The sequence below is a fragment of the Pseudalkalibacillus hwajinpoensis genome (assembly GCF_015234585.1).
Taxonomy (GTDB): Bacteria; Bacillota; Bacilli; order Bacillales; family Guptibacillaceae; genus Guptibacillus; species Guptibacillus hwajinpoensis_B.
On record NZ_JADFCM010000001.1, the window covers coordinates 237,648 to 264,207 of the forward strand.

General features: G+C 43.6%; 22 protein-coding genes. 19 read left to right on the top strand and 3 right to left on the bottom strand.

From position 1 onward, the window contains the following. From speB to IQ283_RS01215, 4 genes are all read left to right on the top strand, one after another. Nucleotides 1-879 (top strand): agmatinase, encoded by an 879-nt coding sequence (speB, locus tag IQ283_RS01200; protein WP_194219554.1) that lies wholly within the window; start codon nucleotides 1-3, stop codon nucleotides 877-879. Nucleotides 880-1,331: 452 nt separating this feature from the next. Beyond that, complete coding sequence (locus tag IQ283_RS01205; RefSeq protein ID WP_194218347.1) at nucleotides 1,332-1,760, top strand: DUF1934 domain-containing protein; 429 nt, start codon at nucleotides 1,332-1,334, stop codon at nucleotides 1,758-1,760. Further along, the gene (gene argS, locus IQ283_RS01210) at nucleotides 1,757-3,418 is read left to right on the top strand and encodes an arginine--tRNA ligase (protein ID WP_194218348.1); all 1,662 of its coding nucleotides are present in this window, start codon (nucleotides 1,757-1,759) and stop codon (nucleotides 3,416-3,418) included. The genes IQ283_RS01205 and argS overlap by 4 nt, the downstream gene beginning before the upstream one ends. 158 nt (nucleotides 3,419-3,576) lie before the next feature. Continuing rightward, nucleotides 3,577-3,747, top strand: a complete 171-nt coding sequence (locus IQ283_RS01215; RefSeq protein WP_194218349.1) for a XapX domain-containing protein — start codon at nucleotides 3,577-3,579, stop codon at nucleotides 3,745-3,747. Nucleotides 3,748-3,788: 41 nt separating this feature from the next. Here the strand turns inward: IQ283_RS01215 and uvsE are convergent, their stop codons facing one another. Together uvsE and cls are read right to left on the bottom strand one after the other, a co-directional pair. Continuing rightward, nucleotides 3,789-4,745 (bottom strand): UV DNA damage repair endonuclease UvsE, encoded by a 957-nt coding sequence (gene uvsE / locus IQ283_RS01220; RefSeq protein ID WP_194218350.1) that lies wholly within the window; start codon nucleotides 4,743-4,745, stop codon nucleotides 3,789-3,791. 86 nt (nucleotides 4,746-4,831) lie between these two features. Next, nucleotides 4,832-6,019: a cardiolipin synthase gene (cls, locus tag IQ283_RS01225; RefSeq protein WP_194218351.1), complete on the bottom strand. Its 1,188-nt coding sequence runs from the start codon at nucleotides 6,017-6,019 to the stop codon at nucleotides 4,832-4,834. A gap of 241 nt (nucleotides 6,020-6,260) precedes the next feature. Here cls and IQ283_RS01230 point away from each other — a divergent pair, with 241 nt between their 5' ends. The 10 genes from IQ283_RS01230 to IQ283_RS01275 all read left to right on the top strand — a co-directional run bounded on the left by IQ283_RS01230 (nucleotide 6,261) and on the right by IQ283_RS01275 (nucleotide 20,755). Then, nucleotides 6,261-8,369: a heterodisulfide reductase-related iron-sulfur binding cluster gene (locus tag IQ283_RS01230; RefSeq protein WP_194218352.1), complete on the top strand. Its 2,109-nt coding sequence runs from the start codon at nucleotides 6,261-6,263 to the stop codon at nucleotides 8,367-8,369. A gap of 146 nt (nucleotides 8,370-8,515) precedes the next feature. Beyond that, the gene (locus IQ283_RS01235) at nucleotides 8,516-9,694 is read left to right on the top strand and encodes an acetyl-CoA C-acetyltransferase (RefSeq protein WP_194218353.1); all 1,179 of its coding nucleotides are present in this window, start codon (nucleotides 8,516-8,518) and stop codon (nucleotides 9,692-9,694) included. A gap of 14 nt (nucleotides 9,695-9,708) precedes the next feature. Then, entirely contained in the window at nucleotides 9,709-10,563 is an 855-nt protein-coding gene (locus IQ283_RS01240; protein WP_194218354.1) for a 3-hydroxybutyryl-CoA dehydrogenase, read from the top strand. A gap of 20 nt (nucleotides 10,564-10,583) precedes the next feature. After that, nucleotides 10,584-11,726 carry an acyl-CoA dehydrogenase gene (locus IQ283_RS01245; RefSeq protein WP_194218355.1) on the top strand — a complete coding sequence of 381 codons (1,143 nt, stop codon included), beginning with the start codon at nucleotides 10,584-10,586 and terminating at the stop codon, nucleotides 11,724-11,726. Between the two features lie 187 nt (nucleotides 11,727-11,913). After that, nucleotides 11,914-13,056: an acyl-CoA dehydrogenase gene (locus IQ283_RS01250; RefSeq protein WP_194218356.1), complete on the top strand. Its 1,143-nt coding sequence runs from the start codon at nucleotides 11,914-11,916 to the stop codon at nucleotides 13,054-13,056. Nucleotides 13,057-13,064: 8 nt separating this feature from the next. Beyond that, the gene (meaB, locus tag IQ283_RS01255) at nucleotides 13,065-14,024 is read left to right on the top strand and encodes a methylmalonyl Co-A mutase-associated GTPase MeaB (protein WP_194218357.1); all 960 of its coding nucleotides are present in this window, start codon (nucleotides 13,065-13,067) and stop codon (nucleotides 14,022-14,024) included. A gap of 17 nt (nucleotides 14,025-14,041) precedes the next feature. After that, nucleotides 14,042-14,656 carry a TetR/AcrR family transcriptional regulator gene (locus IQ283_RS01260; RefSeq protein WP_194219555.1) on the top strand — a complete coding sequence of 205 codons (615 nt, stop codon included), beginning with the start codon at nucleotides 14,042-14,044 and terminating at the stop codon, nucleotides 14,654-14,656. A 13-nt stretch (nucleotides 14,657-14,669) separates the two neighbouring features. Continuing rightward, nucleotides 14,670-17,933, top strand: a complete 3,264-nt coding sequence (icmF, locus tag IQ283_RS01265) for a fused isobutyryl-CoA mutase/GTPase IcmF (protein WP_194218358.1) — start codon at nucleotides 14,670-14,672, stop codon at nucleotides 17,931-17,933. 296 nt (nucleotides 17,934-18,229) lie between these two features. Further along, nucleotides 18,230-18,721 (top strand): DNA-directed RNA polymerase subunit delta, encoded by a 492-nt coding sequence (gene rpoE / locus IQ283_RS01270; RefSeq protein ID WP_194218359.1) that lies wholly within the window; start codon nucleotides 18,230-18,232, stop codon nucleotides 18,719-18,721. Between the two features lie 420 nt (nucleotides 18,722-19,141). Next, entirely contained in the window at nucleotides 19,142-20,755 is a 1,614-nt protein-coding gene (locus IQ283_RS01275; protein ID WP_194218360.1) for a CTP synthase, read from the top strand. 55 nt (nucleotides 20,756-20,810) lie between these two features. On the opposite strand, the gene IQ283_RS01280 is transcribed toward IQ283_RS01275, so the two are convergent. After that, nucleotides 20,811-21,341, bottom strand: a complete 531-nt coding sequence (locus IQ283_RS01280; protein WP_194218361.1) for a DUF2529 family protein — start codon at nucleotides 21,339-21,341, stop codon at nucleotides 20,811-20,813. Nucleotides 21,342-21,594: 253 nt separating this feature from the next. Between IQ283_RS01280 and IQ283_RS01285 the strand changes: the two genes are divergently transcribed. From IQ283_RS01285 to glpX, 5 genes are all read left to right on the top strand, one after another. Further along, nucleotides 21,595-21,963, top strand: coding sequence for a response regulator (locus tag IQ283_RS01285; RefSeq protein ID WP_194218362.1), 369 nt, complete (start codon nucleotides 21,595-21,597; stop codon nucleotides 21,961-21,963). Nucleotides 21,964-22,253: 290 nt separating this feature from the next. Further along, nucleotides 22,254-23,117 (top strand): class II fructose-1,6-bisphosphate aldolase, encoded by an 864-nt coding sequence (fba, locus tag IQ283_RS01290; protein ID WP_159786369.1) that lies wholly within the window; start codon nucleotides 22,254-22,256, stop codon nucleotides 23,115-23,117. 188 nt (nucleotides 23,118-23,305) lie between these two features. Next, nucleotides 23,306-23,959, top strand: coding sequence for a fructose-6-phosphate aldolase (gene fsa / locus IQ283_RS01295; RefSeq protein WP_194218363.1), 654 nt, complete (start codon nucleotides 23,306-23,308; stop codon nucleotides 23,957-23,959). A 113-nt stretch (nucleotides 23,960-24,072) separates the two neighbouring features. Continuing rightward, a complete protein-coding gene (locus IQ283_RS01300; protein WP_194218364.1) occupies nucleotides 24,073-25,362 on the top strand; it encodes a UDP-N-acetylglucosamine 1-carboxyvinyltransferase in 1,290 nt (429 codons plus the stop codon). A 93-nt stretch (nucleotides 25,363-25,455) separates the two neighbouring features. Continuing rightward, nucleotides 25,456-26,424: a class II fructose-bisphosphatase gene (gene glpX / locus IQ283_RS01305; protein WP_194218365.1), complete on the top strand. Its 969-nt coding sequence runs from the start codon at nucleotides 25,456-25,458 to the stop codon at nucleotides 26,422-26,424. The last annotated feature ends 136 nt before the right edge of the window (nucleotides 26,425-26,560 follow it).

Consider the following 26,560-nt stretch of genomic DNA (forward strand, 5'->3'; position numbering starts at 1 on the left):
ATGAAATTCGATGAAGCTTATTCAGGTAACGTGTTTATTCTAAGTAACCCATCCTTCGACGAAAGTAATGTGGTTATCTATGGTATGCCAATGGACTGGACAGTTAGCTTTCGTCCCGGATCTCGCTTTGGGCCAGGACGCATTCGTGAGGCTTCATTAGGACTTGAAGAATATAGTCCTTATGCAGATCGTCATCTTGAAGAAATTCGTTATTTCGATGCAGGAGATATTCCACTTCCATTCGGTAATCCTCAGCGAAGCATTGATATGATTGAGGAATATCTTGATTCTTTGCTTGAAGCGGGAAAATTCCCACTTGGTATGGGTGGGGAGCACCTTGTAACGTGGCCCATTCTAAAAGCTTTTCACAAAAAATACGATGATCTTGCTTTGATCCATATCGATGCACACGCGGATTTGCGTGAAGAGTATGAAGGAGAGGCTCTTTCTCACTCCACACCTGTTCGTAAAATTTGTGGATTGATTGGTGCTGAGAACGTATACTCATTCGGCATTCGTTCTGGTATGCGTGAAGAGTTTCAATTCGCAAAAGAATCCGGTATGCACATGCACAAATTTGAAGTAGCAGAACCACTTGAAAAAGTCCTACCAACGCTTAAAGGACGCAATGTGTATGTAACGATTGATATCGATGTTCTTGACCCTGCTCATGCGCCTGGGACAGGCACTGCTGAAGCAGGTGGGATCACATCCAAAGAGTTGCTTGAGGCGATCTCAGCCATTGCTGGTTCTGAAATAAACGTCGTTGGTGCGGATCTTGTTGAAGTTGCACCAGCTTATGACCCATCCGAACAAACGCCGATTGCGGCTAGTAAATTTATCCGTGAAATGCTTCTCGGCTGGACTCACAAAAAATAATCCAGAGAGGCTGTATTCATTTTGAATACAGTCTTTTTTTGTTTGGATGCTCTGTATGTTCCGTGCGCGACTTTTAGCTTATTCGAGTGAAACCTTAGTTTCACACTGCATATATGAGCTAAAAATCAACACAGAAAATGAGCTGGGGTGGACAAGGCGCTGCCGCTTCTGATGATCTAGCTTCAGCGCCTACCCCCTCGAGGTCTTAAGTCACCTCTCATTGTGACAAAGACCGTCACATTGAGAGCCACCTTAAGCTGGTCGGGGGTGGACAAGGCGCTGCCGCTTTTGATGATCTAGCTTCAGCGCCTACCCCCTCGAGGTCTTAAGTCATCTCTCATTGTGACAAAGACCGTCACATTGAGAGCCGCCTTAAGCTGGTCGGGGGTGGACAAGGCGCTGCCGCTTTTCTTATAATAAGAAAGTTAATGATTTAGTAAGGACGTGAAGTGATGAGTGATCATCCGATTGAAATAACCATTGATTCCCGTATCCAATCGGGAAAAGAAAAAGAATCTACAAACTATTCCGTGCAGGGAAACCTCGTTGAAAAGGGAGAGGCGCTTTATTTACGCTATGAAGAAAGCCTTGAGATTGGCAAGGTTTCAACTACTGTTAAAATAGATAAAGAGCAAGTGACCGTGATTCGAAGAGGGGCGCTATCGATGCGTCAGCAATTTGCGCCAGGACAAGTGTCAGAATCTCTATATAAAACGCCGTTCGGATCGATGCCGATGCAAATTCGGACGGAACGAATTGAGCAATTGGTGGACAAGGAGAAGCACAAAGGACGCCTAACGCTTCGCTATTTGCTTAACCTCGAGGAAGATGAAACGCAGCGACACGAACTGTCGCTAAGCTGGAAAGGAGCAAGTCAATGAACAGTGTGGAACAAAAGAAAGAACAGCTAAAAGAAGAAATCAAGCAGGCCGTATTAAAGGCTAGTCTTGCATCAGAGAGTGAAATGCCGGAAGTGATTTTGGAATCACCTAAAGACAAGGCTCACGGTGACTATGCGACGAACATGGCGATGCAGCTTGCTCGTATCGCGAAAAAAGCGCCGAGAGCTATTGCTGAGGATCTTAAAGCAAATCTTGATATGACAAAAGCAGGGATTAAGCAGATTGATATCGCTGGTCCTGGGTTTATTAACTTTTTTATGGATACTGCTTATTTAACAGAGCTCATTCCAACGATTCTTGATAAAGGAAACAACTATGGCCGATCTGCAAACAAGAATGAAAAAATCCAAGTAGAGTTCGTTTCAGCGAACCCAACTGGAAGCCTGCACCTTGGTCATGCACGAGGAGCGGCTGTAGGTGATACGCTTTGTAATGTGCTTGATCGTGCCGGTTATGATGTTTCGCGTGAATATTACATCAATGATGCTGGGAACCAGATTCATAATTTAACGGTTTCTCTTGAAGCTCGCTACATGCAAGCACTTGGAAAAGAAAAGGACATGCCTGAAGATGGCTATCAAGGTCAGGATATCGTTCAGTTCGGGAAAGATCTTGTCGAGAAGGAAGGCGACCGTCTACTTCAACTCGATGAGAAAGAGCGCTATGCTTACTTCCGCGAGTACGGTCTTGAGCGCGAGCTTGAGAAGCTAAAGAAGGATTTGAAAGAATTTGGTGTTGAATTCGATGTCTGGTTCTCTGAGACTTCTCTTTATCAATCAAGCAAAATCGATGATGTTCTTGCGAAGCTAAATGAACGCGGTGAAACATTTGAGCAGGACGGTGCTACGTGGTTCCGCTCGACTACTTACGGCGATGACAAAGATCGCGTCTTGATTAAAGGCGATGGTTCTTATACGTATCTAACTCCGGATATTGCTTACCACCAAGATAAACTTTCTCGTGGATTCGATAAGCTGATCAACATTTGGGGAGCTGACCACCACGGCTATATTCCAAGAATGAAAGCGGCAATCGAAGCACTTGGTTATAAGCGTGAGCAGCTAGAAGTGGAAATTATTCAAATGGTGAACCTCTTTAAAGATGGTGAAAAAATGAAGATGAGTAAGCGAACAGGTAAAGCTGTTACGCTTCGTGAATTGATGGATGAAGTCGGTATCGATGCAATGCGCTATTTCTTCTCAATGCGCAGCTCAGATTCTCACCTTGATTTTGATATGGACCTTGCCGTATCACGCTCGAATGAAAACCCTGTGTATTACGTGCAATATGCGCACGCTCGCGTATGCAGTATTCTTCGTCAGGGAGAAGAGATGGGGCTAACAGAAGATGCGGATCTATCTCTCATTACATCTGAGAAAGAAATGGACCTTCTTAAGAAGCTCGGTGAATTGCCTGAAGCGATTGCGGAAGCAGCGGATAAGCGCATGACGCATCGCATTACAAACTATTCATTTGAACTTGCTCAAGCACTACACAGCTTCTACAATGCTGAACGAGTTCTTGATCCAGAAGATCTTGCGAAAAGTGCGGCTCGTTTCAAACTTATGAAAGCCGTTCGTCAAACGATTCAAAACACCCTTGAAATCATTGGCGTAACTGCACCAGAGAAAATGTAATAAAAAAATCCTATCGCATGAGCGATAGGATTTTTCTATTTATGCGAATGATACGTTGATTAATTTTAAACTGGTTTCGTAGGTTAAAAACTCTTACACGCTCAGATTTTTTATAATGAATCGGTCATTCGGTCATACTTTAAAAAAGGGGTGATGTGATGAAGACAGTTTTGATTGCAACATTAACAGGATTTTTGGTCGGGTTAATTTTTGCGTTTTTGAAGCTACCCATCCCAGCTCCACCTGCATTCGCAGGCATTGCTGGGATTGTTGGGATATACCTTGGATTTAAGGCGTATGAATGGTTATCAGGGTTCTGGTCACTGTAGATTGAGCTTTTTGGTAGCTGCATCGATAGCGAAATGATTTTTTATTTCCATAATACAGAACCTCCACTAAGTCTTTTGACGCCACGTATCGCTGAAAGATCGTCGACAAGCTGCAGAGCTGCGAGGTCTTTTTTCTTTGCTTCAATCATGATGTCAGCATCTTCTCCGTATTCCTTCAACATGTCTATAAACGGAATGGCAAACTCACTGTCCACATAATCTGCATGACTCCGGTAGGCGCTAGCAGATTTGGGAGAGGAAAGGTGGTATTTCGGTAGAAGTCCTTTTGGCTTCCATGTTTCATGAACGCGTTCAAAAAAGCGCTCAGGTAGTCCGTCGCCTGGATTCGCTAGATGATGATGGTAATCGAAAATAAACGGGACGCCTGTTTGCTCACATGCCTCGAGCGTTTCTTTCGCATTGTATGTTTTATCATCATTTTCAAGCGTCACATGCGAGCGAAGATGAGAAGGAATGGAATCAAAATTCGCGTAAAAACGCTTAAGGGTTTCCTCTTTATCTCCGTAAGCTCCACCAATATGTATATTAACGATGGAGCGAGAGTCTAGTCCCATCGCATCTAGCATAGCAACATGATAGTCCAAGTCACCTATAGCATTGTCCGTTACGTGTTGTTTTGGACTTGTAAAAAGAGTGAATTGGTTCGGATGAAAGCTCACACGAAGGCGGTGCTTTTGAACAAGCTCACCGATCTCTTCAAACATGTAACGGAAAGGCGTAATGTAATCCCACTTTGCTTCAGGATGCGTCGCAAGCGGAACAATGGAAGAAGACATACGATACAAATCAATTTCATGTGCAATATTGTAGTGCAGCGCACGTAACGTACTCTTTAAATTCGTTTCTGTAATTGTATGAAGTTTCTCTGAACGTTCTTCTTCAGAAAGCTTTGACCAGGTGGAAAAAGTCATTGTACGCGCCGGTGAAGCTTCGTGCAACGCAAGTGCGTTTGATACATATCCAAATCTGAGCTTCATAATAAGTGGTCTCCTTTCAAAAAAAGGGCTGGTCATTTCTTTCCCTGTGCAAGCGAATTGAAACAAAGGAAAGCACATCGAACTTTTTAAAGAAACGGACTGAAGAGTCTTGCTAGTGGAGCAAGCACTCGGTTTCCGATCGTTCGATCTTGAAGCCTCTTCAAGTCGAGACGTTCACATTGTAGAATGTCTTTTTGGATCGCTTCTTTGATTTCAACAATGAGAGAAGGAGTGCTGATAATGCAGTTGATTTCGCCATTAATGTGGAAACTTCGTTGATCAAAATTCGCTGTACCAATGTCACACAATGTCTCATCAATGATCATAACTTTGGCGTGGTAGAAGCCATTCATATATTGATAAACTTCTCCACCGGCACGAATCAGTTCAACGAGGTATTCATATGAAGCTTCTTTTACAAGAGGATGGTCGGCACGCATTGGCAAAATAACCTGGACTTTAATACCGCATTTCAGGGCGCGTAGCAGGCTTGTTTGAACAGTTTGTCCTGGAATGTAATAGGGGGAGCCAATGATAATAGATGTTGTAGCTTTATCAATATACGAGGCAAAAGCTTCCTCTACGCTATTACCATTCGTAATATGAAACGAGACTTTATGCTGACCTGTTTCGAGCGGCGGTATATAAACGTTATGCTTATTAATAGGGGAATGACTCTCTTCCCAATCAAGGAAAAATTGATCTTGAAGTCCTTGCACGGCTTCGCCAGTCACGCGAAGGTGATAATCTCGCCAATATCCAAACTTAGGATCCTTCCCTACGTATTCGTTTCCAACGTTAAAGCCACCAACGTAGCCAATCTCTCCATCAATAACAGTGATTTTTCGATGATTACGCTCATTTATGGAAGTGAAAAATCGTGGGAAAGAAATTTTTCTGGAATAGGAAAAAACGATGCCACAGGAGGTCATTTTTCTTATGGTGGCTTTCTTTAAGCTGTGACTACCTCCATAGTCCACGAGTAAATAGACAGAGACGCCAGAGGTTGCTTTTTGACAAAGATGCTCGATAATCATATGTCCCGTGGCGTCATCTCGAAAAATATAAAACATCATATGAATTTGATAGACTGCAGCATCAATATCATTTATTAGTGCTCTAAAAAAATCATCTCCATCATTAATGAAAGTCAGGTTTCCCGTCATTTTTTGACGTGAAGAGGAAGGAGCGAGTTTTCTTTTCTTATTGCCTGTATGAAGGTCGGTTATTAACCACAATATGAGTGCGAGTAGGACTGTTAAAAAGATCTCCACGATTTTCCCCTCCTTTCAATAGTTGCTGTTGACTTAGTTTGTCCTAAACTTAAAAAAAGTAAAAAAAAATCTCTGACTGAATGCTCATTCAGTTATTTATGTGTTATACTGAAGTCAGAAAATTACTTTCATTCTGACTTAAAAGCGTTTTCATAAATTGTTTGAACTGTCGGGGAGCATCTTTGTTCAAGCATCACGAAGCGGCTAAGAAGGAATGACACGAAAGGAGAGGTTTGCCAGCATGGATGTTTTATTGATCGCTAACTGGATTGCTTTCATTCTTGTAACCGCTTACGCGTTCTTCTTGTTTGGGTATGTTGTGAAGACTCGATATGAATACATTAAGCTTGGAAAGAAAGCAGAATTTGATCATTCCATGAAAGAACGACTAGAAGCTATTGTAGTCAAAGTGTTTGGGCAAAAGAAATTACTTAAAGATAAGAAGAGTGGAACCATCCATGTGATGATGTTCTACGGTTTCCTTCTCGTTCAATTCGGTGCAATCGATATGATTGTGAAAGGTTTATCACCGGGGTCACATCTTCCTCTTGGACCGCTTTACCCAGCGTTTACGTTTTTCCAGGAGCTCGTGACGCTAATGATTTTAACAGCAGTTGTATGGGCATTCTACCGTCGCTATATTGAGGCGATCGCTCGTTTAAAGAAAGGTTTTAAAGCGGGACTTGTACTATTGTTCATTGGACTTTTAATGATATCCGTTCTTTTTGCAGGCGGTATGGAAATTATCTGGCATGATGCTGGTTATTCATGGAGTGCGCCAGTTGCTTCGGGAATTGCTTTCTTATTCTCATGGATCAATGAAACAGCAGCGATTGCACTATTCTTCTTTTTCTGGTGGATTCACCTGCTCGTGCTTCTTACGTTCATGGTGTATGTACCGCAATCCAAGCACGCTCACTTAATTGCAGGACCAGTCAACGTTTTCTTGGGTCGTACAAACAAAGTAGGGCAGCTTGCATCTATTAACTTTGAAGATGAAAGTCAAGAAACTTACGGTGTGAATACGATTGAAGATTTCAATCAGAAGCAGCTTGTTGATTTGTATGCCTGTGTGGAATGTGGACGCTGTACGAATATGTGTCCAGCAACGGCAACAGGAAAAATCCTTTCTCCGATGGATTTGATCGTTAAGCTTCGTGATCACCTGACAGAAAAAGGCGCAGCCGTTACATCAAGAACACCGTGGGTTCCTGCATATGCATTTTCTAACACAGCAGGAAATCAAATTGCTTATCAATCACGTGCTCAGCAGGAAACAGCTGCAGCAGCTGAAGGGCTTGTGAGCGATGGGTTAATTGGTAACGTGATTACAGAAGAAGAAATTTGGGCTTGTACAACGTGCCGTAACTGTGAAGATCAATGTCCAGTTGAGAACGAGCACGTTGATAAAATCATCGATATGCGTCGTCACCTTGTCTTAATGGAAGGGAAGATGGATAGCGATGTACAGCGTGCGATTACGAACATCGAACGTCAGGGCAACCCGTGGGGGATTAGCCGTAAAGAGCGTGAGAACTGGCGCGATATGCGTGATGATATCGTTGTTCCAACAGTAAAAGAAAAAGAAAAAGCAGGCGAAGAATTCGAATATCTCTTCTGGGTTGGCTCGATGGGCTCTTACGATAATCGTAGCCAGAAGATTGCCGCTTCCTTTGCGAAGATCATGAATGAAGCTGGCATTTCGTTCGCTATTCTTGGTAACAAAGAAAAGAACTCTGGCGATACGCCACGACGTGTAGGAAACGAGTTCTTGTTCCAGGATCTTGCACAGAAAAATATTGAAACGTTCCAAAAGCATAATATTTCAAAAATCGTTACAATCGACCCTCATGCTTATAACTCACTTAAAAATGAGTATCCTGAGTTTGGACTTGAAGCAGAGGTTTATCACCATACCGAATTATTGTATGACTGGATTAAAGAAGGAAAACTGAAGCCGAAACACGAAGTAAACGAGAGAATCACGTATCATGATTCCTGTTACCTCGGACGTTACAACGAAGTATACGATCCACCACGTGAAATTCTTCGCAGTATTCCAGGCGTTGAAGTGATCGAGATGGACCGCAACCGCGAAAATGGTATGTGCTGTGGCGCCGGCGGCGGTTTGATGTGGACGGAAGAAGATACAGGATCTCGCATTAACGTAACGAGAACGGAACAGGCACTTAGCGTGATGCCATCCGTTATCGGAAGTGCGTGTCCTTACTGCTTAACGATGATGAGTGATGGTACGAAAGCGAAGGAAGTAGAAGAAGAAGTAGCAACACTAGATATTGTCGAGATTTTAGAACGCTCCATTGTTCAAAAAGAAACTGTTCTCCAATAGACTGTTTGGCAAAGGGTTAGCTTATGCTGGTTTTTACGACCGGCATGAGCTCTTTCCTTTGTTACTTTGTCGGTAAGGTGAGCGAGCGTTCAGTCGCAATTTAATCAATTATGGTAGCGTTTTCGAAAATGAGAGGAGAGGTTTTTGTGGGCAGAACGGTCATTGTTAGCGGTGTGAGAACGCCGTTTGGAAAATTTGGTGGGGCTCTTAAATCAATAGAAGCATCTAAGCTGGGTGGAACAGCGATTAAAGAAGCTTTGGTTCGCGCTGGAATTGATCCTGCGGATGTAGGAGAAGTGATTATGGGGTCTGTCCTTCAAGGTGGTCAAGGTCAAATTCCATCTCGTCAGGCAGCAAGACACGCTGGTATTCCTTGGGAAGTAAAGACGGAAACGATTAACAAAGTATGCGCTTCAGGTCTTCGTAGCGTAACGCTCGCTGATCAAATCATTCGCTCTGGTGATGAAGAAGTCATTGTTGCCGGCGGAATGGAATCGATGAGCAACGCCCCATACATCATGAAGGACGCGCGCTGGGGCATGCGAATGGGCGACAAACAAGTGGTTGATCTCATGGTGCATGATGGCTTAACGTGCTCGTTTGATGGTTGTCACATGGGCGTTTATGGAAACACGACAGCGGAAGAGTATGAGATTTCTAGAGAAGAGCAGGATCGCTGGGCGACAAGAAGTCAGGAGCGTGCTGTGAAAGCGATGGAATCGGGGATTTTTGCAGAAGAAATTATCCCAATTAACGTGCCACAGCGAAAAGGAGATCCTCTCGTCGTTGAACATGATGAAGCACCTAGAAAAGGCACAACAGAGGAGCAGTTAGGAAAGCTAAAGCCAGTCTTCGGTGCCGACGGAACGATTACAGCTGGGAATGCACCAGGTGTAAATGATGGAGCTGGGGCGCTTGTCCTTATGTCTGAAGAACGTGCTTCAAAAGAAGGCAAAGAAGTCATGGCCACAATTCTTTCTCATACAGCAATTGCTGTTGAAGCAAAGGATTTTCCTAAGACGCCGGGTCTCGTGATCAATGAGCTATTGAAGAAAACAGGAAAATCAATTGAAGAAATTGATCTATTTGAAATCAATGAAGCGTTCGCAGCTGTAGCGCTAACGAGCGGAAAAATTGCCTCACTCGATGAAGAAAAGGTCAATGTGCATGGTGGTGCAGTGGCGCTTGGTCATCCAATTGGAGCAAGTGGTGCACGCATTTTAATAACACTTGTTCATGAATTGAAGCGACGCGGCGGTGGCATCGGAATAGCAGCGATCTGCAGCGGCGGTGGTCAAGGCGACGCTATTATGGTTCAGGTATAGAAGGGAGCATGATGATGGAAATAAAAACAATTATGGTGATTGGTGCAGGACAAATGGGAGCTGGAATTGCACAGGTGTGTGCAGCTTCTGGCTATACAGTTTATTTAAATGATTTGAAGCAGGAGTTTCTTGATAAAGGAATTGAGAGAATTGAGAAAAACCTCTCGAAACAAGTTTCCAAAGAGCGGATTACACAGGAAGATCTAAGCGGAACGATGGAACGTTTGAGAGCGACGACAGATCTGCAGGATGCAAAGCATGTAGACATTGTCATTGAAGCAGCTGTTGAGAACATGGAAGTGAAGTGTAACCTTTTCGCACGGCTGGATGAAATTGCGCAAGATCATACGCTTCTTGCAACGAATACATCCTCTCTTCCAATTACGGAAATTGCAGCATCAACAAAGCGCCCTGAGAAAGTGATTGGTATGCACTTTATGAACCCGGTGCCTGTCATGAAGCTTGTTGAAATTATTCGCGGTCTAGCAACAACAAACGAAAGCTACCAGGCCGTTGAAAAGCTAGCGGTGGATCTCGGTAAGACAGCGGTTGAAGTAAACGACTTCCCAGGATTTGTGTCCAATCGAATTTTGATGCCAATGATCAACGAAGCGATCTACACCGTTTATGAAGGTGTGGCATCCCCTGAGGATATCGATAGCGTGATGAAGCTCGGCATGAATCATCCAATGGGACCATTAACTCTCGCAGATTTTATCGGTCTTGATACGTGTCTTTATATTATGGAAACGCTTCAAGAAGGATTCGGCGATGATAAATACCGCCCATGTCCGCTATTACGTAAATATGTAAAAGCTGGCTGGCTCGGACGTAAGACAGGAAGAGGCTTCTACCAATACCAGGATTAACACCACGAGGAGGAACGAGCATGGAGCTTGTATTTACGGAAGAGCAGAAGATGATGCAGAAAATGGTGCGTGATTTTGCGGAAAAAGAAATCGCGCCAATTGTTGAAGAAATGGAAGAGACGGATCGTTTTCCACGCGAAGTGATTAAACGAATGGGCGAGCTTGGTTTAATGGGGATTCCGATTCCAGAAGCTTATGGCGGAGCGGAAATGGATTATACGTCATACATCATTGCAATCCATGAGCTCTCAAAAGTGAGCGCCACGGTCGGCGTAATTCTATCGGTTCATACATCCGTTGGGACACTGCCGATACTAGCGTTTGGTACAGAAGAACAGAAAAAGCGCTACATTCCGAAGCTAGCAACCGGAGAATACCTTGGTGCGTTTGCGCTGACGGAACCGAGTTCAGGATCAGATGCAAGCAGCATGAAAACGCGCGCTGTCCGAGATGGCGATCACTACATTTTGAACGGCTCAAAGATTTTCATTACAAACGGCGGCGAGGCGGATACGTATGTTGCCTTCGCAAGAACAAATCCTGAGGAAAAAGGAAGCAAAGGCGTAACTGCTTTTATTATCGAACGTGACATGCCTGGATTTAGCGTTGGGAAGAAAGAAAAGAAAATGGGGCTAAACGGCTCGAATACGGTTGAAATCATTTTCGAAGATTGCCGTGTGCCAGTTGAGAATCGTCTCGGCGAAGAAGGTCAGGGATTCAAAATTGCGATGGCAAACCTTGAGAGCGGCCGCATCGGGATCGCGGCACAGTCACTAGGAATTGCTGAAGCGGCGCTAAATTACGCGACGGCTTACGCGAAAGAGCGTCACCAGTTTGGTAAGCCGATCGGGCAAAATCAAGGTCTCGGCTTCAAGCTTGCCGATATGGCAACAGAAGTAGAGGCAGCGAAACTCCTAACCTATCGTGCGGCTGACCTGAAAAACCACGGGATCCCTTGCATGCAGGAAGTCTCGATGGCGAAGCTCTTTGCATCGAAAGCAGCCGTGAAAGCCTCGATTGAAGCGGTTCAAGTCTATGGCGGTTACGGTTACACGAAAGATTACCCAGTAGAACGCCTATTCCGAGACGCGAAAGTATGCGAAATCTACGAAGGAACGAGCGAAATCCAGAAAATCGTCATTAGTCGGAACTTGATGAAATAGAGAAAAGCGGAAGTGACCGTTTAGACCCGTCAGGCACTGGAGGCTTCCTCAGAAAAGCCAGGTATATCCGTTTTATTGTCCAAAAAACCATTATATTGGCCAAACTTCATTTTTATTGGCCAAATTCGAGATATATTGTCCAAAATCAACTTTTATTGTCCAAACCACCAAAAAGGAGAGAAACAGGATGAATTTTCAACTATCAGAAGAACATGAAATGCTACGGAAAATGGTGCGCGACTTTGCGAGGAAAGAAGTAGAACCAACAGCGGCTGAGCGTGATGAAGAAGAGCGCTTTGATCGAAAGCTTTTTGATCAAATGGCTGAGCTTGGTTTAACGGGCATCCCATGGTCAGAAGAGTACGGTGGCATTGGCTCAGATTACTTAAGCTATGTGATTGCAGTGGAAGAGCTATCACGCGTTTGTGCGTCTACAGGTGTAACGCTTTCTGCACATACCTCCCTTGCAGGCTGGCCGTTGAATGCATTTGGTACAGAAGAGCAGAAGCAGAAGTTCTTGCGTCCAATGGCAGAAGGTAAGCTAATGGGAGCTTACGGACTCACAGAGCCAGGGTCAGGATCGGATGCGAGTGGGATGAAAACGACGGCGAAGCTTGATGGCGATCACTACATCTTAAATGGCTCGAAAATTTTCATTACAAACGGCGGCGAAGCGGAAATTTATATCGTGTTTGCTCAGACCGATAAAGAAAAGGGTCATAAAGGGATTACTGCGTTTATCGTTGAAAAAGGAACGCCTGGTTTCTCAATGGGTAAGAAAGAGAAAAAGCTCGGCATTCGCTCTTCTCCTACGCTCGAAATCATTTTTGAAGACTGCCGTGTACCTGTTGAAAATCGTCTTGGCGATGAAGGACAAGGATTTAAAATCGCGATGAAGACGCTTGATGGTGGGCGTAACGGAATTGCGGCTCAAGCTGTTGGCATTGCACAAGGTGCGCTTGATGCAGCAACAGCATATACGAAGGAGCGTAAGCAGTTTGGCAAACCGATCGGCGCAAATCAAGGCATTGGCTTTAAGCTCGCTGATATGGCAACGAAAATTGAAGCAGCTCGACTATTAACTTACCAGGCTGCATGGAAAGAAAGTCAGGGTCTTCCGTATGGTAAAGAATCGGCGATGTCTAAGCTATACGCTGGAGATATCTCGATGGAAGTAACAACAGAAGCGGTGCAAGTCTTTGGTGGCTATGGCTATACGAAGGATTATCCAGTTGAGCGCTATATGCGTGATGCGAAAATTACGCAAATCTATGAAGGTACAAATGAAATTCAGCGTCTTGTTATTTCAAGAATGCTGATGGCTGATTAAGAAGCGCTATGCATCCACTCGCAGAACGACTTTCAAATCAGGATGAACGTGCGCTCGCAAAGGCGATCAGTCTTGTTGAAAATGATGCTGAAGACAAACTGGAATTACTGAAGGATATCCACCCGATGACGGGGCGTGCCCACTATATTGGGATAACCGGATCACCCGGTGCCGGTAAAAGTTCGCTCGTTAACAGGCTGATTACCCACCTTAGAAAGCAGGATCTCACTGTTGGTGTTGTGGCCGTTGATCCAACGAGTCCGTTTAGCGGGGGTTCCCTTCTAGGAGATCGTGTCAGGATGGCGGAGCATTTTACCGATCCTGGTGTCTTTATCCGAAGCATGGGAACACGAGGGAGCCTTGGGGGGCTTTCTCGAACGACGAAGGAAACGGTTCGCTTAATGGACGCGTTTGGATTCGATGTCATATTAATTGAAACGGTTGGGGTTGGGCAATCAGAGCTCGATATTATGAAGATCGCGGATACGATTGCCGTAGTGTTGAACCCAGGTAGCGGAGACGTTGTGCAAGTCTTTAAAGCTGGCATTATGGAAATTGCGGATCTTTTTATCGTCAATAAAGCAGATTTACCAGGTGTCCCCAAGCTACTGGCTGAGCTTGAAAGCATGCTCGATCTGGTGAAGCATGATGCGCCGTGGCGTCCACCGATTGTGAAGGCGATCTCTGTTCAAAATCTAGGTCTTGAGAATGTTTGGAAACGAATGCAGGAGCATTTTGAATACAGTAAGGAGTCTGGTGAGCGTGATGCTAGACGCAAAACCTCACTTGAACGAGAAGTGATCGAAGTGGTGCATGATGAAATGATGAAGCAGCTTATGGAGCGCGAAGCAGAGGATAATGGCTGGATTGATGAAGTGAAAAGTGGCGCCGTCGACCCTTACTCAGCCGCTGTGAAGCTGCTTCAGGATTATATGGGCAGCCTTGAGAGGAAGGGGATGGGAAGGTGAAGAAAAACGTTCCTTCGATGGTAAAGGATGAAAAGCTCATTCAGAAACGACGTGAGCAAATGATCAAAGCAGCGGTCTCCCTTTTTAAGGAAAAAGGGTTCCATCGTACGACAACGCGAGAAATTGCGCGTGTTGCTGGCTTTAGCATTGGTACGCTGTATGAATACATTCGCAAAAAAGAAGATGTGTTATATCTCGTTTGTGACAGCATTTATGATGAAGTGAGAGAGCGTCTAGAAGATCAGCTTAAGCCTAATATAACTGGAATCGAGCGTTTAAGGCAGGCCCTTCATGCGTTTTATCATGTGATGGACGATATGCAGGATGAAGTGCTTGTCATGTACCAGGAAGCAAAGTCCCTTCCGCGGGAAACGCTCCCTTATGTATTGAAAAAAGAGCTAGGAATGGCGGAAATATTTGAGCGATTGATTGAAGAATGTGTAGCAGAAGGAAAACTTCGGCTTACAGAAGAGGAGATTTACGGAGCTGCTCATAACATTCTCGTGCAGGGACAGATGTGGGTGTTCAGGCGCTGGGCGCTTCGATCTCATTATTCCATTGAAGAGTATACAAGAATGCAGGAGGCTTTTTTGATTCAAGCTTTAAATCCTGTAGAAACTACGAACCGATAGAGGAGGAACAGCAGTGAGTGTAGTCGAAACGTATAAACCAGTGAACCATGTTCGTTTTGTAACCGCTTCAAGTTTGTTTGATGGTCATGATGCATCTATTAACATTATGCGCCGCATTCTACAGGCGAGCGGTGCAGAAGTTATTCATCTCGGACATAACCGCTCTGTTGAGGAAGTCGTGAACGCTGCCATACAGGAAGATGCGCAGGGAATTGCAATCTCGTCTTATCAAGGCGGTCATATGGAATACTTTAAATATATGTATGACCTTTTAAAAGAAAAAGGCGCTTCACACGTTAAGATTTATGGCGGTGGGGGCGGCGTTATTATTCCTAAGGAAATTAAAGAGCTGCATGCTTACGGAATTTCTCACATTTTTTCACCTGATGATGGAAGTGATCTTGGTCTGCAAGGCATGATCGATATGATGATCAAGGAATGTGATTTTCCGACGTTTAAACAAATTGATAACCAGATTGATCGCTTGCATGAGCGCGATCCGCAGGCTGTTTCGAGTCTCATTACCCTTGCTGAAAGCTATGGTGGAGAACGTACAGAAGAGACGGCGGCCGCTGCTGAGCAAGTGTTTGATAAGCTTAAGAATATGGCAACCGACTCTCCTGTTCTTGGGATTACTGGTACTGGTGGAGCTGGGAAAAGCTCCTTAACTGATGAGCTCGTACGCCGTTTCATTAATGAATTTGATGATAAGACGGTAGCGATCCTTTCCATTGATCCGACAAAACAAAAGACTGGCGGCGCACTGCTCGGTGACAGAATCCGTATGAACGCTATTCACAATGACCGCGTGTTTATGAGAAGTCTCGCAACGCGAAAATCAAAAACTGAGCTTTCACTTTCAATACGTGAAGCGTTAACCGTTGTGAAAGCGGCTGGATATGACTTGATCATTATTGAAACAAGCGGAATCGGCCAGGGGGATGCCGAGATCGTTGAAATTTCTGATGTTTCGATGTATGTGATGACAAGTGAATTTGGTGCGCCTTCACAACTTGAGAAAATTGATATGATCGATTTTGCGGATTTGATTGTGATTAATAAATACGAGCGCAAAGGCTCTGAAGATGCTCTGCGTGACGTGAAGAAGCAATATCAGCGTAGTCACATGCTGTTTGAGCAAAATCTAGATAACATGCCTGTCTACGGCACGATCGCAAGTCAGTTTAATGATCCGGGCACGAATACGCTTTTTAAAGCATTGGTTGATACGATTCACCGTAAATGCCGAAATGACTGGGCAACAAACATTGAAACAAGTGACATTGTGGAAAAGCTGAATCTCATTATTCCACCGCAGCGTCAGCAATATTTACAGGACATCTCTGGTTCCGTTCGTCGTTACCATGAATATGTCGAAAAGCAGGTTCAGCTTGCAAGAAAAGCATTCCAGCTTCAAGGGACGATTGCGATGCTAGAGAGTGCGGAAGGCAATGACGAGACGATTGCGATGCTCTCTAAGATGAAAGATGAAAACATGGATGATATGCATGGAGAAACGCGTAAGATTATCGAAAGCTGGCCTGAAGTGAAAGAGAAATATAGTGGGAAAGAATTCATATCCGTTATCCGCGAGAAAGAAATCGTAACAGAACTAACGACGAAGAGTCTTTCAGGATTGGATATTCCAAAGGTATCTCTACCGAAGTATGAAGATTGGGGAGAAATTGTGCGCTGGGTATTGAAAGAGAACGTGCCGGGCTCATTCCCGTATACCGCTGGCGTCTTTCCATTTAAACGAAAAGGAGAGGACCCGAAGCGTCAATTTGCAGGCGAAGGGACGCCTGAGCGAACCAATCGCCGTTTCCATTACCTCTCTGAGAACGAAGATGCGAAGCGCTTAAGCACCGCTTTCGATTCTGTGACGCTTTACGGAGAAGATCCTGACTATCGTCCTGATATTTACGGAAAAGTTGGCGAGAGTGGCGTGAGTATTTGTACACTCGACGATATGAAAAAGCTTTATGCAGGCTTTGATTTATGTGCACCATCGACTTCAGTATCTATGACGATTAATGGCCCTGCGCCGATCATACTCGCAATGTTTATGAACACGGCGATTGAGCAGCAAATTCAAGGATTTGAAGAAAAAGAAGGTCGTAAAGCAAACGAGCAGGAGCTTGCCGATATTAAGACAAACACGCTTAGCACGGTTCGTGGTACCGTTCAGGCGGACATTTTAAAAGAAGATCAGGGTCAAAACACATGTATTTTCTCAACAGAATTTGCGCTTCGGATGATGGGGGATATTCAGGAGTACTTCATCAATGAGAATGTGCGTAACTATTATTCAGTGTCAATTTCCGGCTACCATATTGCCGAAGCGGGTGCGAACCCTATTTCACAGCTGGCGTTCACGCTTGCGAATGGCTTTACGTATGTCGAGTATTATTTAAGTCGCGGTATGGATATCGATAAGTTTGCACCGAATCTTTCCTTCTTCTTTAGTAATGGACTTGACCCAGAATATACCGTTATTGGAAGAGTGGCGCGCAGAATTTGGGCGACGGTGATGAGAGAGAAGTACGGTGCAAATGCTCGTAGTCAGAAGTTAAAGTATCATGTGCAAACGTCAGGACGTTCTTTGCACGCGCAAGAGATGGACTTTAATGATATACGCACAACATTGCAGGGCTTAATGGCGATTCATGACAACTGTAACTCGCTTCATACGAATGCTTACGATGAAGCTGTCACAACACCAACTGAGGAATCAGTTCGTCGTGCTATGGCAATTCAAATGATTATTACGAAAGAGCATGGACTGACGAAGAACGAAAACCCACTACAAGGTTCATTCATCATTGAAGAGTTAACAGACCTTGTGGAGGAAGCTGTTCTTAGTGAATTTGAGAAAATTAATGCGCGTGGCGGTGTATTGGGTGCAATGGAGACACAGTACCAGCGCGGTAAAATTCAAGAAGAGTCCATGCATTATGAGATGCTAAAGCATAGCGGTGAGCTTCCGATCGTTGGAGTGAACACGTATAAGAATCCAAATCCACCTGCAGAAGAAGAGTGGAACATGGAGCTTGCAAGAGCGAGCAAGGAAGAAAAGGAACAGCAAATTACAAACTTAAAGCAGTTCCAAGAAACCCATTCAGATACGACAGAAGATGCGCTGAATCGCTTAAAGAAAGCAGCGTTAAGTAAAGGGAATATTTTCGAAGAATTAATGGAGACGGTGAAAGTAGCAAGTCTAGGGCAAATTACAACTGCACTCTATGAAGTTGGTGGGAAATACCGTCGAAATATGTAGACCGTTAAGAACTTGTCAAATGCAAGCGTTCATATTATTGTAGGAGGAAGGAGTAACCTTCCTCCTTTTCGTACGAGAAGGTACATCACTTGAAGGTGAAATCCTTCTATTTCAATAGATTTGTTTGAAAATCGTAGCATAGATTGCGTAATTTTGTTTATAATGAATGGTATGTTTTGTATTAGGATTAACAAGTAGCTTGAAATAAATGCTATCGTTTAAAAATAGTGATAAGCTAGTTTCTCAAATTAGCAGCTATTATTCATAGGAGATAATTGAAAGGGAGTGCCGATATCGTGAGTAGCTTAAAGCAGCTGTCTGCTGAAGACATCCAAGAAACATCCATGATTGATATTATGTATTTCATCCTGCAGGACGAGAAAAAACCTGTTTCTTTCTACACGTTAATGGAACGAATTGGAAAGATGAAAGGTCTAACTTCTTCTCAGCTTCAGGACATGCTTGCAGAAGTTTATACAAACTTGAACACAGACGGTCGTTTCGTAACGCTTGGAGATAACCAGTGGGGCCTTAAGGGCTGGTATCCTGTTGAGCAATCTCAAGAAGAGCTTGCAACGACAATTAAACCAAAGAAACGCAAGAAATCAACTGACGATGAGCTTGGTTTCGACGAAGATGATGAAGACGATCTTGAAGATCTAGAAGTAGATGATCTTGACGACTTTGACGATGATGACTTCGATGATGATACAGAAGATTTGGACGATGAAGACATTGATGATGACGATGATGACGACGTGGAAGACGACGAAGAAGAAAAGAAATAATTTCTGTCGCTTCTTGACTTTCGGTAGTGAAATCGGTAGAATCATTTTTGGGCTTCACCAAAATACTAAACTAATTTATAGATACGATATGAAAACAAAAGTGCCCCCTCATTTATGGGACAGGTGCCACTTTTGTTTTTTTTGTTTTTTATACTTTAAGGATTTTAAGCTTTTTAAAGGGCTAAAGTATAAGAAGAACGATGGCTTCTGTTAGAACCTGAGGGCAAGTTCTTCTAATAAGCTCATTGATGAAATGCATTGAGAAGCTGGAATTTAGCCAGTACGAGTGGACCTTCCGATTAAGTTAAGAAAAATGTAACCATCTGCATTGATTTTATTAAAAAAGATAAAATCTCTCGTTTCAGATGAATCCCCTTCCTTTCTTGAAGGGCAGAATACAAACCATGAGGGGGCAGAAAGATGACAGCAAAACATAAGAAGTACATCTTTGTAACAGGCGGTGTTGTTTCTTCGCTTGGTAAAGGAATTACAGCAGCTTCACTAGGACGACTTTTGAAAAATCGCGGCGTGAGCGTAACGATTCAAAAGTTCGACCCATACATTAACGTTGACCCAGGGACAATGAGTCCTTATCAGCACGGTGAAGTATTCGTAACAGATGATGGCGCTGAGACGGATCTTGACCTTGGACACTACGAGCGCTTTATTGACATTAACCTTTCTAAGAATTCAAACGTAACAACAGGTAAAGTCTACTCTACAGTTCTTCGTAAAGAGCGTCGTGGCGACTATCTTGGAGGAACAGTACAGGTAATTCCTCACATTACGAATGAAATCAAAGAGCGCATTTTCCGCGCAGGTAACGAAACAAGCGCTGATGTAGTTATTACTGAAATCGGTGGAACGGTTGGAGACATCGAGAGTCTTCCATTCCTAGAAGCGATTCGTCAGATCAAGAGTGACATCGGCAAGGAGAACGTTATGTACATTCACTGTACGCTTCTTCCTTATCTTAAAGCAGCTGGTGAAATGAAAACAAAGCCAACACAGCATAGTGTGAAAGAGCTTCGCAGCCTTGGTATCCAGCCAAATGTTATTGTTGTTCGTGCGGAACAGCCAGTTCCACAAGAAATGAAAGACAAAATCGCTTTGTTCTGTGATATTGATGAGCATGCGGTAATTGAAGCGCAAGATGCTGATACGCTTTATAAAGTTCCTCTTGCTCTACAAGCACAAAAGCTTGATGAGATCACTTGTCAACATTTGAAATTGAACTGTCAAGAAGCGGATATGACTGAATGGAATGAGCTTGTTGAGAAAGTTCAAAACCTCTCAGGCAAAACAAAAATTGCGCTTGTTGGGAAGTATGTCGCTCTTCAAGATGCTTATATTTCCGTTGTAGAGTCGCTCAAGCACGCAGGCTATGCATTTGATGCTGACATTGACATTAAGTGGATTAATTCTGAAACAGTTACGCAGGAAAACGTTGAGGAACTTCTTTCTGACGTAGATGGCATCCTCGTTCCAGGTGGATTCGGCGATCGTGGAATTGAAGGTAAAATCACTGCGATTCAGTACGCGCGTGAAAGCAAAGTACCTTTCTTAGGAATCTGTCTTGGTATGCAGCTTGCTTCTGTTGAATTTGCACGTAACGTTCTCAATCTGGAAGGTGCTCATTCAGCTGAAATTAAGCCAACAACGAAATATCCAGTCATTGACCTTCTCCCTGAACAGAAGGATGTTGAAGATCTTGGTGGTACACTCCGTCTCGGTCTTTATCCATGTAAGCTAACGGAAGGTACGAAAGCATATGCAGCTTATAACGATGAAGTAATTTATGAGCGTCACCGTCATCGCTATGAGTTCAGCAATCAGTATCGTACTGAAATGGAAGAAGCAGGCTTCATCTTCTCTGGAACTAGCCCTGATGGCCGTCTTGTAGAAGTCGTAGAAGTGAAAGATCACCCGTGGTTTGTTGCATCACAATTCCACCCTGAATTCACATCACGTCCAACTCGTCCACAGCCGTTATTCAAAGAATTTATTGGCGCTTCTATCGCTAACAGCAAATAATTACAAAAAGCCTCTTCTCCGTTCGGAGAAGAGGCTTTTTTAGAAGAAGATAGCATTAAAATTTGTAGCCATGCTCTTCTAATATTTCTCTTGTAGTTAAATAAAGGGCATGATAAATGTACAAAGAAGTGAGTAGAGAAGGGTAACCGATTCGTTCCCCATCATCATTTGGAACGAGACCGGAAGTAAGCCCAGTGTTAATGTGAAAATGAACGCTTTGCTCAAGGAGAGGATCAGTTTCTTTTTTCGTTGCTGATATGCCAACAACCTGAGCTCCTGTTGCTTTGAATTTCTCAGCATGCTCAGCCGCTAGTTTGTCATCGTTAAACCGTGAAAATAATATCACGCAGTCATTTTCAGTTAATGCGGCAGGGTCATGGAGAATCGCACTTGAAGGAAGCTTCTCAGATCCGTACACTGCTTCAAGAGCAGCGCCCTGGAGCTCATGCTCGCCATAAAAATAAACCGTCCCGCCTCCTGTTATCGTCTGTGCGAACAATCGGGATATATCTTCAATCACCATCTCATGCTGATCCTGAATAATCTTAAACTTCCCCATCAGCTGAGTCGTAAAAATTTTAAGCATTTTATCACTGCCTTTCAAAGTTTTTATAAAAAAAGAGAACTGATTTTTGGCTGTATTTTGGATATAAATATATGAATGAATCTCATTATACCGAAAAAGAAGATGAACAATTTTTTTGCTCATCGCAGGTTCCTATTATAACGAAACTACATGACACTTGCGAATTACAGCCCTCGATGTATAATCAGGAAGGGATTCAACAATTTGAAGCGAACATAAACAGTAAGACTAACTGAAAAGAAGGTGCTCTCACATGAATGAAAAAATTTTAATCGTAGATGATCAATATGGAATCCGTATTCTTCTAAACGAAATCTTCCAAAAAGAAGGATATCAAACCTTCCAGGCAGCGAATGGTGTTCAAGCACTATCGATCGTAAAAAGTGAGGATCCCGACTTAGTCATTCTCGATATGAAGATACCAGGAATGGATGGACTTGAAATCCTAAAGAGAATCAAAAAAATGGAAGCAAGGGCGCTTGTCATTATTATGACTGCCTACGGTGAACTAGATATGATTCACGAAGCGATGGATCTAGGAGCAATTACCCATTTTGCGAAGCCTTTTGACATTGACGAGATACGAGCAGCAGTAAAAAAAGAATTAGCATCGCTTTCATAAAGAAAGGTAACGCTTACATAAACAAATCCCATTAAATCAAGCTTTTCCCCTTCTTTTATGAAAGTGATATGCTATAATAGAACCGTGTTTTTGGAGAAATTGTAGAGCAAATGAATTCAGTTTAGCGGGAAGTTCTTGGACGACGGCATACATAAAAACATCGCGTTTGTGCCATCTTGAAGAAGACAGTTTTTCTGGATACATCTGCATGCTTCAATGACAAGTATTCGTTATTAAGATGTTCCAGGTATCATCCTGGCAATTTTAAATTATATTGAGGAGGATTTACCATGCCTTTAGTTTCTATGAAAGAAATGCTCGAAAAAGGTAAAGCAGAAGGCTACGCAGTTGGCCAATTTAACCTTAACAACCTTGAGTTTACTCAAGCTATCCTACAAGCTGCACAAGAAGAACAATCACCAGTTATCCTTGGTGTTTCTGAAGGTGCTGCTCGTTACATGGGCGGATTCAAAACAATTGTTACAATTGTAGAAGCGCTTATGGAAGAGTACAAGGTTACAGTACCAGTTGCTATTCACCTTGACCACGGTTCTAGCTTCGAGAAGTGTATGCAAGCGATCAACGCTGGATTCACTTCTGTTATGATCGACGGTTCTCATTACCCACTAGACGAAAACATCGCTCTAACTACAAAAGTAGTAGAAGCTGCACATGCAGTTGGTGTTTCTGTTGAAGCTGAGCTTGGACGCATTGGCGGACAAGAAGATGATCTTATCGTTGACGATGCTGAAGCTGCATACGCAATCCCTGAAGAGTGTGAGCGCCTTATCAACGAAACTGGTGTAGATTGCTTCGCACCTGCACTTGGTTCTGTTCACGGCCCTTACAAAGGCGAGCCTAACCTAGGATTCGACCGCATGGAAACAATCAGCAAAATGACTGGTGTTCCTCTAGTACTTCACGGTGGTACTGGTATTCCAACTGCTGACGTTAAAAAAGCGATCAAATTTGGACATGCTAAAATCAACGTGAACACTGAGAGCCAACTTTCTTCTGCTAAAGCAGTTCGTTCTGTACTTGAAGAAAAGCCAGATCTTTACGATCCTCGTAAATACATGGGACCAGCACGTGACGCGATTAAAGAAACAGTAATCGGCAAAATGCGTGAGTTTGGTTCTTCTAACAAAGCGTAATAACTTCTTAAAATCGGATCATCAAAACCGCTCTATTATGAGCGGTTTCTGATTTCCGTTTTTTAATCCCCTAACTACTACCTTGCGACTATTTTTCATTTATTTACAATCAAATCAGCTAACTTAAAACAAAATATGTTAAAATCTTTCTCGTAACCGCTTTCTAAAATCAAAGGAGGACGAACATAATGAAAATTTTCATAGATTCTGCAAACCTGAATGATATTAAAGAAGCACACGATATGGGAGTAGTAGCTGGAGTAACTACGAATCCATCTCTTGTTATGAAAGAAAAGGTGAATTTCCATGATCGTCTTCGTGAAATTACAAGCTTAGTATCTGGCTCTGTTAGTGCAGAGGTTGTTTCAACAACTGCTGAAGAAATGATTGAAGAAGGAAAACAATTAGCTGAAATTGCACCAAACATTACAGTAAAGGTTCCAATGAATCGTGAAGGGATGAAGGCGGTCAAAGCATTCTACGAAGCAGGAATTAAAACAAACGTAACGCTTGTTTTCTCTGCTAACCAGGCTTTGCTTGCAGCACGTGCTGGTGCGTCTTACGTTTCGCCATTCCTTGGACGTCTTGATGATATTGGCCAAAATGGTCTTGATCTCATCTCTGAAATCTCCGAACTGTTTGCGGTACATGGAATTGAGACTGAAATTATTGCTGCATCCATTCGTCACCCAATGCACGTAACAGAAGCGGCTCTTCGTGGCGCTGACATTGGCACAATGCCACTTAAGGTCGTTCTTCAGATGCTAGAACACCCGCTAACTGATAAAGGGATTGATCAATTCCTTTCTGACTGGGAAGAAGCGAAGAAAGCAAATAAATAGTCATATTAAATTGGCATGAACTTCCTGTTTTTGCCCATACTATTCTTAAGAAGTATCAAAATTCGACAGAAACATGAACAGGAATGAGATGCGGACGAAGAAGGGAGACCGTTATGGAAAAGTTGATGATCGCTGGAGGCCACCGATTAAGCGGTACAGTTCAAGTGAGCGGCGCCAAAAATAGTGCGGTTGCATTAATTCCGGCGGCTATTCTAGCAGATTCCACTGTCACAATTGATCATTTGCCGAACATTTCTGACGTGGGAATTCTCCGTGATTTACTAGAGGAAATCGGAGGACAAGCTGAGCTTGATGGAAATACATTAACTGTGAATCCACAGGACATGATTGCCATGCCACTGCCGAATGGAAAAGTAAAGAAGCTACGTGCTTCTTATTACTTGATGGGTGCGATGTTGGGTCGTTTTAATAAAGCGGTTATCGGACTTCCAGGCGGTTGTAACCTTGGACCGCGTCCGATTGATCAGCATATTAAAGGATTTGAAGCTCTTGGTGCAAAAGTAACAAATGAGCAAGGTGCAATTTACCTTCGTGCTGATGAACTGAGAGGGGCCCGTATTTACCTTGACGTTGTAAGTGTAGGAGCTACGATTAATATTATGCTTGCAGCCGTTCGTGCAAAAGGACGGACAGTCATTGAAAACGCAGCGAAAGAACCAGAAATTATTGATGTTGCGACACTGTTATCTAGTATGGGAGCGAAGATCAAAGGAGCAGGGACAGACGTCATTCGTATCGATGGTGTAGACGAGCTAAGTGGCTGTTACCACTCGATCATACCTGATCGCATAGAGGCGGGCACTTACATGATTATGGCAGCAGCGATGGGAGACGAAGTCGTCATCGATAATGTCATCTCACAACATCTTGAGTCACTTATCGCGAAACTGCGTGAGATGGGTGTAAAGGTAGAGACGAATGAAGACCAGGTTTATATTCGTTCACCACGCGAAGGCTGGAAAGGCGTTGACCTGAAGACACTCGTCTATCCTGGCTTCCCAACAGACTTACAGCAGCCGTTTACATCGCTCTTAACGAACGCAGAGGGTAGTAGCATTGTGACCGATACAATTTATGGCGCAAGATTTAAGCACATTGATGAACTTCGCCGAATGGGTGCGAATGTGAAGGTGGAAGGACGGTCTGCCATCATTAATGGAGCTGTTAAGCTTCAAGGTGCGAAGGTGCGTGCTTCGGATCTGAGAGCTGGTGCTGCCCTTGTCGTTGCTGGATTAATGGCAGAAGGCGTTACAGAAGTTTCAGGACTTGAGCACATCGATCGTGGGTATGAACGACTTGTAGAAAAGCTGAGCAATCTTGGCGCGAGAGTCTGGCGTGAGAAATTAGATCAAGAAGAGCTTAAAGAAGTGGAAAGCTCTTAAGAATGCAGAACAGGCGGTGAAAACCGCCATTCTGTCATCTTTTCGTGTAAGCGTTTAAAAAATAGAGATCGTGTAAACTTAGGGGGAAGCATGATGGAAAGAAGTTTATCGATGGAACTTGTTAGAGTGACCGAGGCAGCTGCGCTTGCTTCAGCGCGTTGGATGGGAAGAGGCAAGAAAGAAGAAGCAGATGATGCTGCAACGACTGCTATGCGTGACGTTTTCGATACGGTTCCGATGAAAGGAACAGTTGTCATCGGGGAAGGCGAGATGGATGAAGCACCAATGCTTTATATCGGTGAAAAGCTTGGAACTGGATATGGTCCGCGTGTCGATGTTGCTGTCGATCCTTTAGAAGGAACAAATATTGTTGCGGCAGGAACATGGAATGCCCTCGCTGTTCTAGCGGTAGCCGATCACGGAAATCTTCTTCATGCTCCTGACATGTATATGGACAAAATCGCAGTTGGACCAAAAGCAGTAGGGAAAATCGATATTAATGCCTCCGTACACGAGAATCTAAAAGCAGTAGCTGAAGCAAAAGGAAAAAATATTGAAGACTGCGTGGCGGTCATATTAGACCGTAAGCGCCACGAAAAGATTATAGAAGAAGTGCGTTCTGCCGGAGCCAGAATTAAGCTTATTTCTGATGGAGATGTAGCAGCAGCAATTAACACAGCGTTTGATGATACGGGCGTCGATATTTTGTTTGGATCTGGTGGAGCACCAGAGGGTGTCCTTGCTGCAGTAGCACTGAAATGCCTTGGTGGAGAAATACAGGGTAAGCTGCTACCACAAAATGAGGAAGAATTAAACAGGTGTAAAGAAATGGGAATTGAAGACGTCTCCCGCGTTCTTCATATGGAAGATCTTGTGAAGGGCGATGACGCCATTTTTGCAGCGACAGGTGTTACTGATGGTGAATTGTTAAAGGGAGTTAGGTTCCAGGGAACTTCTGGTACAACGCAATCCGTTGTCATGCGTGCAAAGTCAGGAACAGTTCGTTTCATCGACGGAAAACATAGTTTACAAAAGAAGCCTGATCTGGTCATTCGACCTTAAATTACTATAAAGTAAGCGAGATCTCATGCGACATTGGTTTTTACATGTTGAATATTCCTAAGGAATCTGGTAAAACTATAAGGTGCTGTATTATTGTTAGTACGTTTAGTTACCGAAACTATAATGTGAACGAAAT

What these genes read in the sequence shown, in the direction of transcription:
- IQ283_RS01215 (WP_194218349.1), top strand. Translation starts at nt 3,577, where the DNA reads ATGAAGACAGTTTTGATTGCAACATTAACAGGATTTTTGGTCGGGTTA.
- IQ283_RS01285 (WP_194218362.1), top strand. Translation starts at nt 21,595, where the DNA reads ATGAATGAAAAAATTTTAATCGTAGATGATCAATATGGAATCCGTATT.
- fba (WP_159786369.1), top strand. Translation starts at nt 22,254, where the DNA reads ATGCCTTTAGTTTCTATGAAAGAAATGCTCGAAAAAGGTAAAGCAGAA.
- IQ283_RS01275 (WP_194218360.1), top strand. Translation starts at nt 19,142, where the DNA reads ATGACAGCAAAACATAAGAAGTACATCTTTGTAACAGGCGGTGTTGTT.
- uvsE (WP_194218350.1), bottom strand. Translation starts at nt 4,745, where the DNA reads ATGAAGCTCAGATTTGGATATGTATCAAACGCACTTGCGTTGCACGAA.
- IQ283_RS01260 (WP_194219555.1), top strand. Translation starts at nt 14,042, where the DNA reads ATGGTAAAGGATGAAAAGCTCATTCAGAAACGACGTGAGCAAATGATC.
- meaB (WP_194218357.1), top strand. Translation starts at nt 13,065, where the DNA reads ATGCATCCACTCGCAGAACGACTTTCAAATCAGGATGAACGTGCGCTC.
- argS (WP_194218348.1), top strand. Translation starts at nt 1,757, where the DNA reads ATGAACAGTGTGGAACAAAAGAAAGAACAGCTAAAAGAAGAAATCAAG.
- fsa (WP_194218363.1), top strand. Translation starts at nt 23,306, where the DNA reads ATGAAAATTTTCATAGATTCTGCAAACCTGAATGATATTAAAGAAGCA.
- speB (WP_194219554.1), top strand. Translation starts at nt 1, where the DNA reads ATGAAATTCGATGAAGCTTATTCAGGTAACGTGTTTATTCTAAGTAAC.
- IQ283_RS01280 (WP_194218361.1), bottom strand. Translation starts at nt 21,341, where the DNA reads ATGCTTAAAATTTTTACGACTCAGCTGATGGGGAAGTTTAAGATTATT.
- IQ283_RS01245 (WP_194218355.1), top strand. Translation starts at nt 10,584, where the DNA reads ATGGAGCTTGTATTTACGGAAGAGCAGAAGATGATGCAGAAAATGGTG.
- IQ283_RS01230 (WP_194218352.1), top strand. Translation starts at nt 6,261, where the DNA reads ATGGATGTTTTATTGATCGCTAACTGGATTGCTTTCATTCTTGTAACC.
- IQ283_RS01250 (WP_194218356.1), top strand. Translation starts at nt 11,914, where the DNA reads ATGAATTTTCAACTATCAGAAGAACATGAAATGCTACGGAAAATGGTG.
- glpX (WP_194218365.1), top strand. Translation starts at nt 25,456, where the DNA reads ATGGAAAGAAGTTTATCGATGGAACTTGTTAGAGTGACCGAGGCAGCT.
- IQ283_RS01205 (WP_194218347.1), top strand. Translation starts at nt 1,332, where the DNA reads ATGAGTGATCATCCGATTGAAATAACCATTGATTCCCGTATCCAATCG.
- IQ283_RS01240 (WP_194218354.1), top strand. Translation starts at nt 9,709, where the DNA reads ATGGAAATAAAAACAATTATGGTGATTGGTGCAGGACAAATGGGAGCT.
- IQ283_RS01300 (WP_194218364.1), top strand. Translation starts at nt 24,073, where the DNA reads ATGGAAAAGTTGATGATCGCTGGAGGCCACCGATTAAGCGGTACAGTT.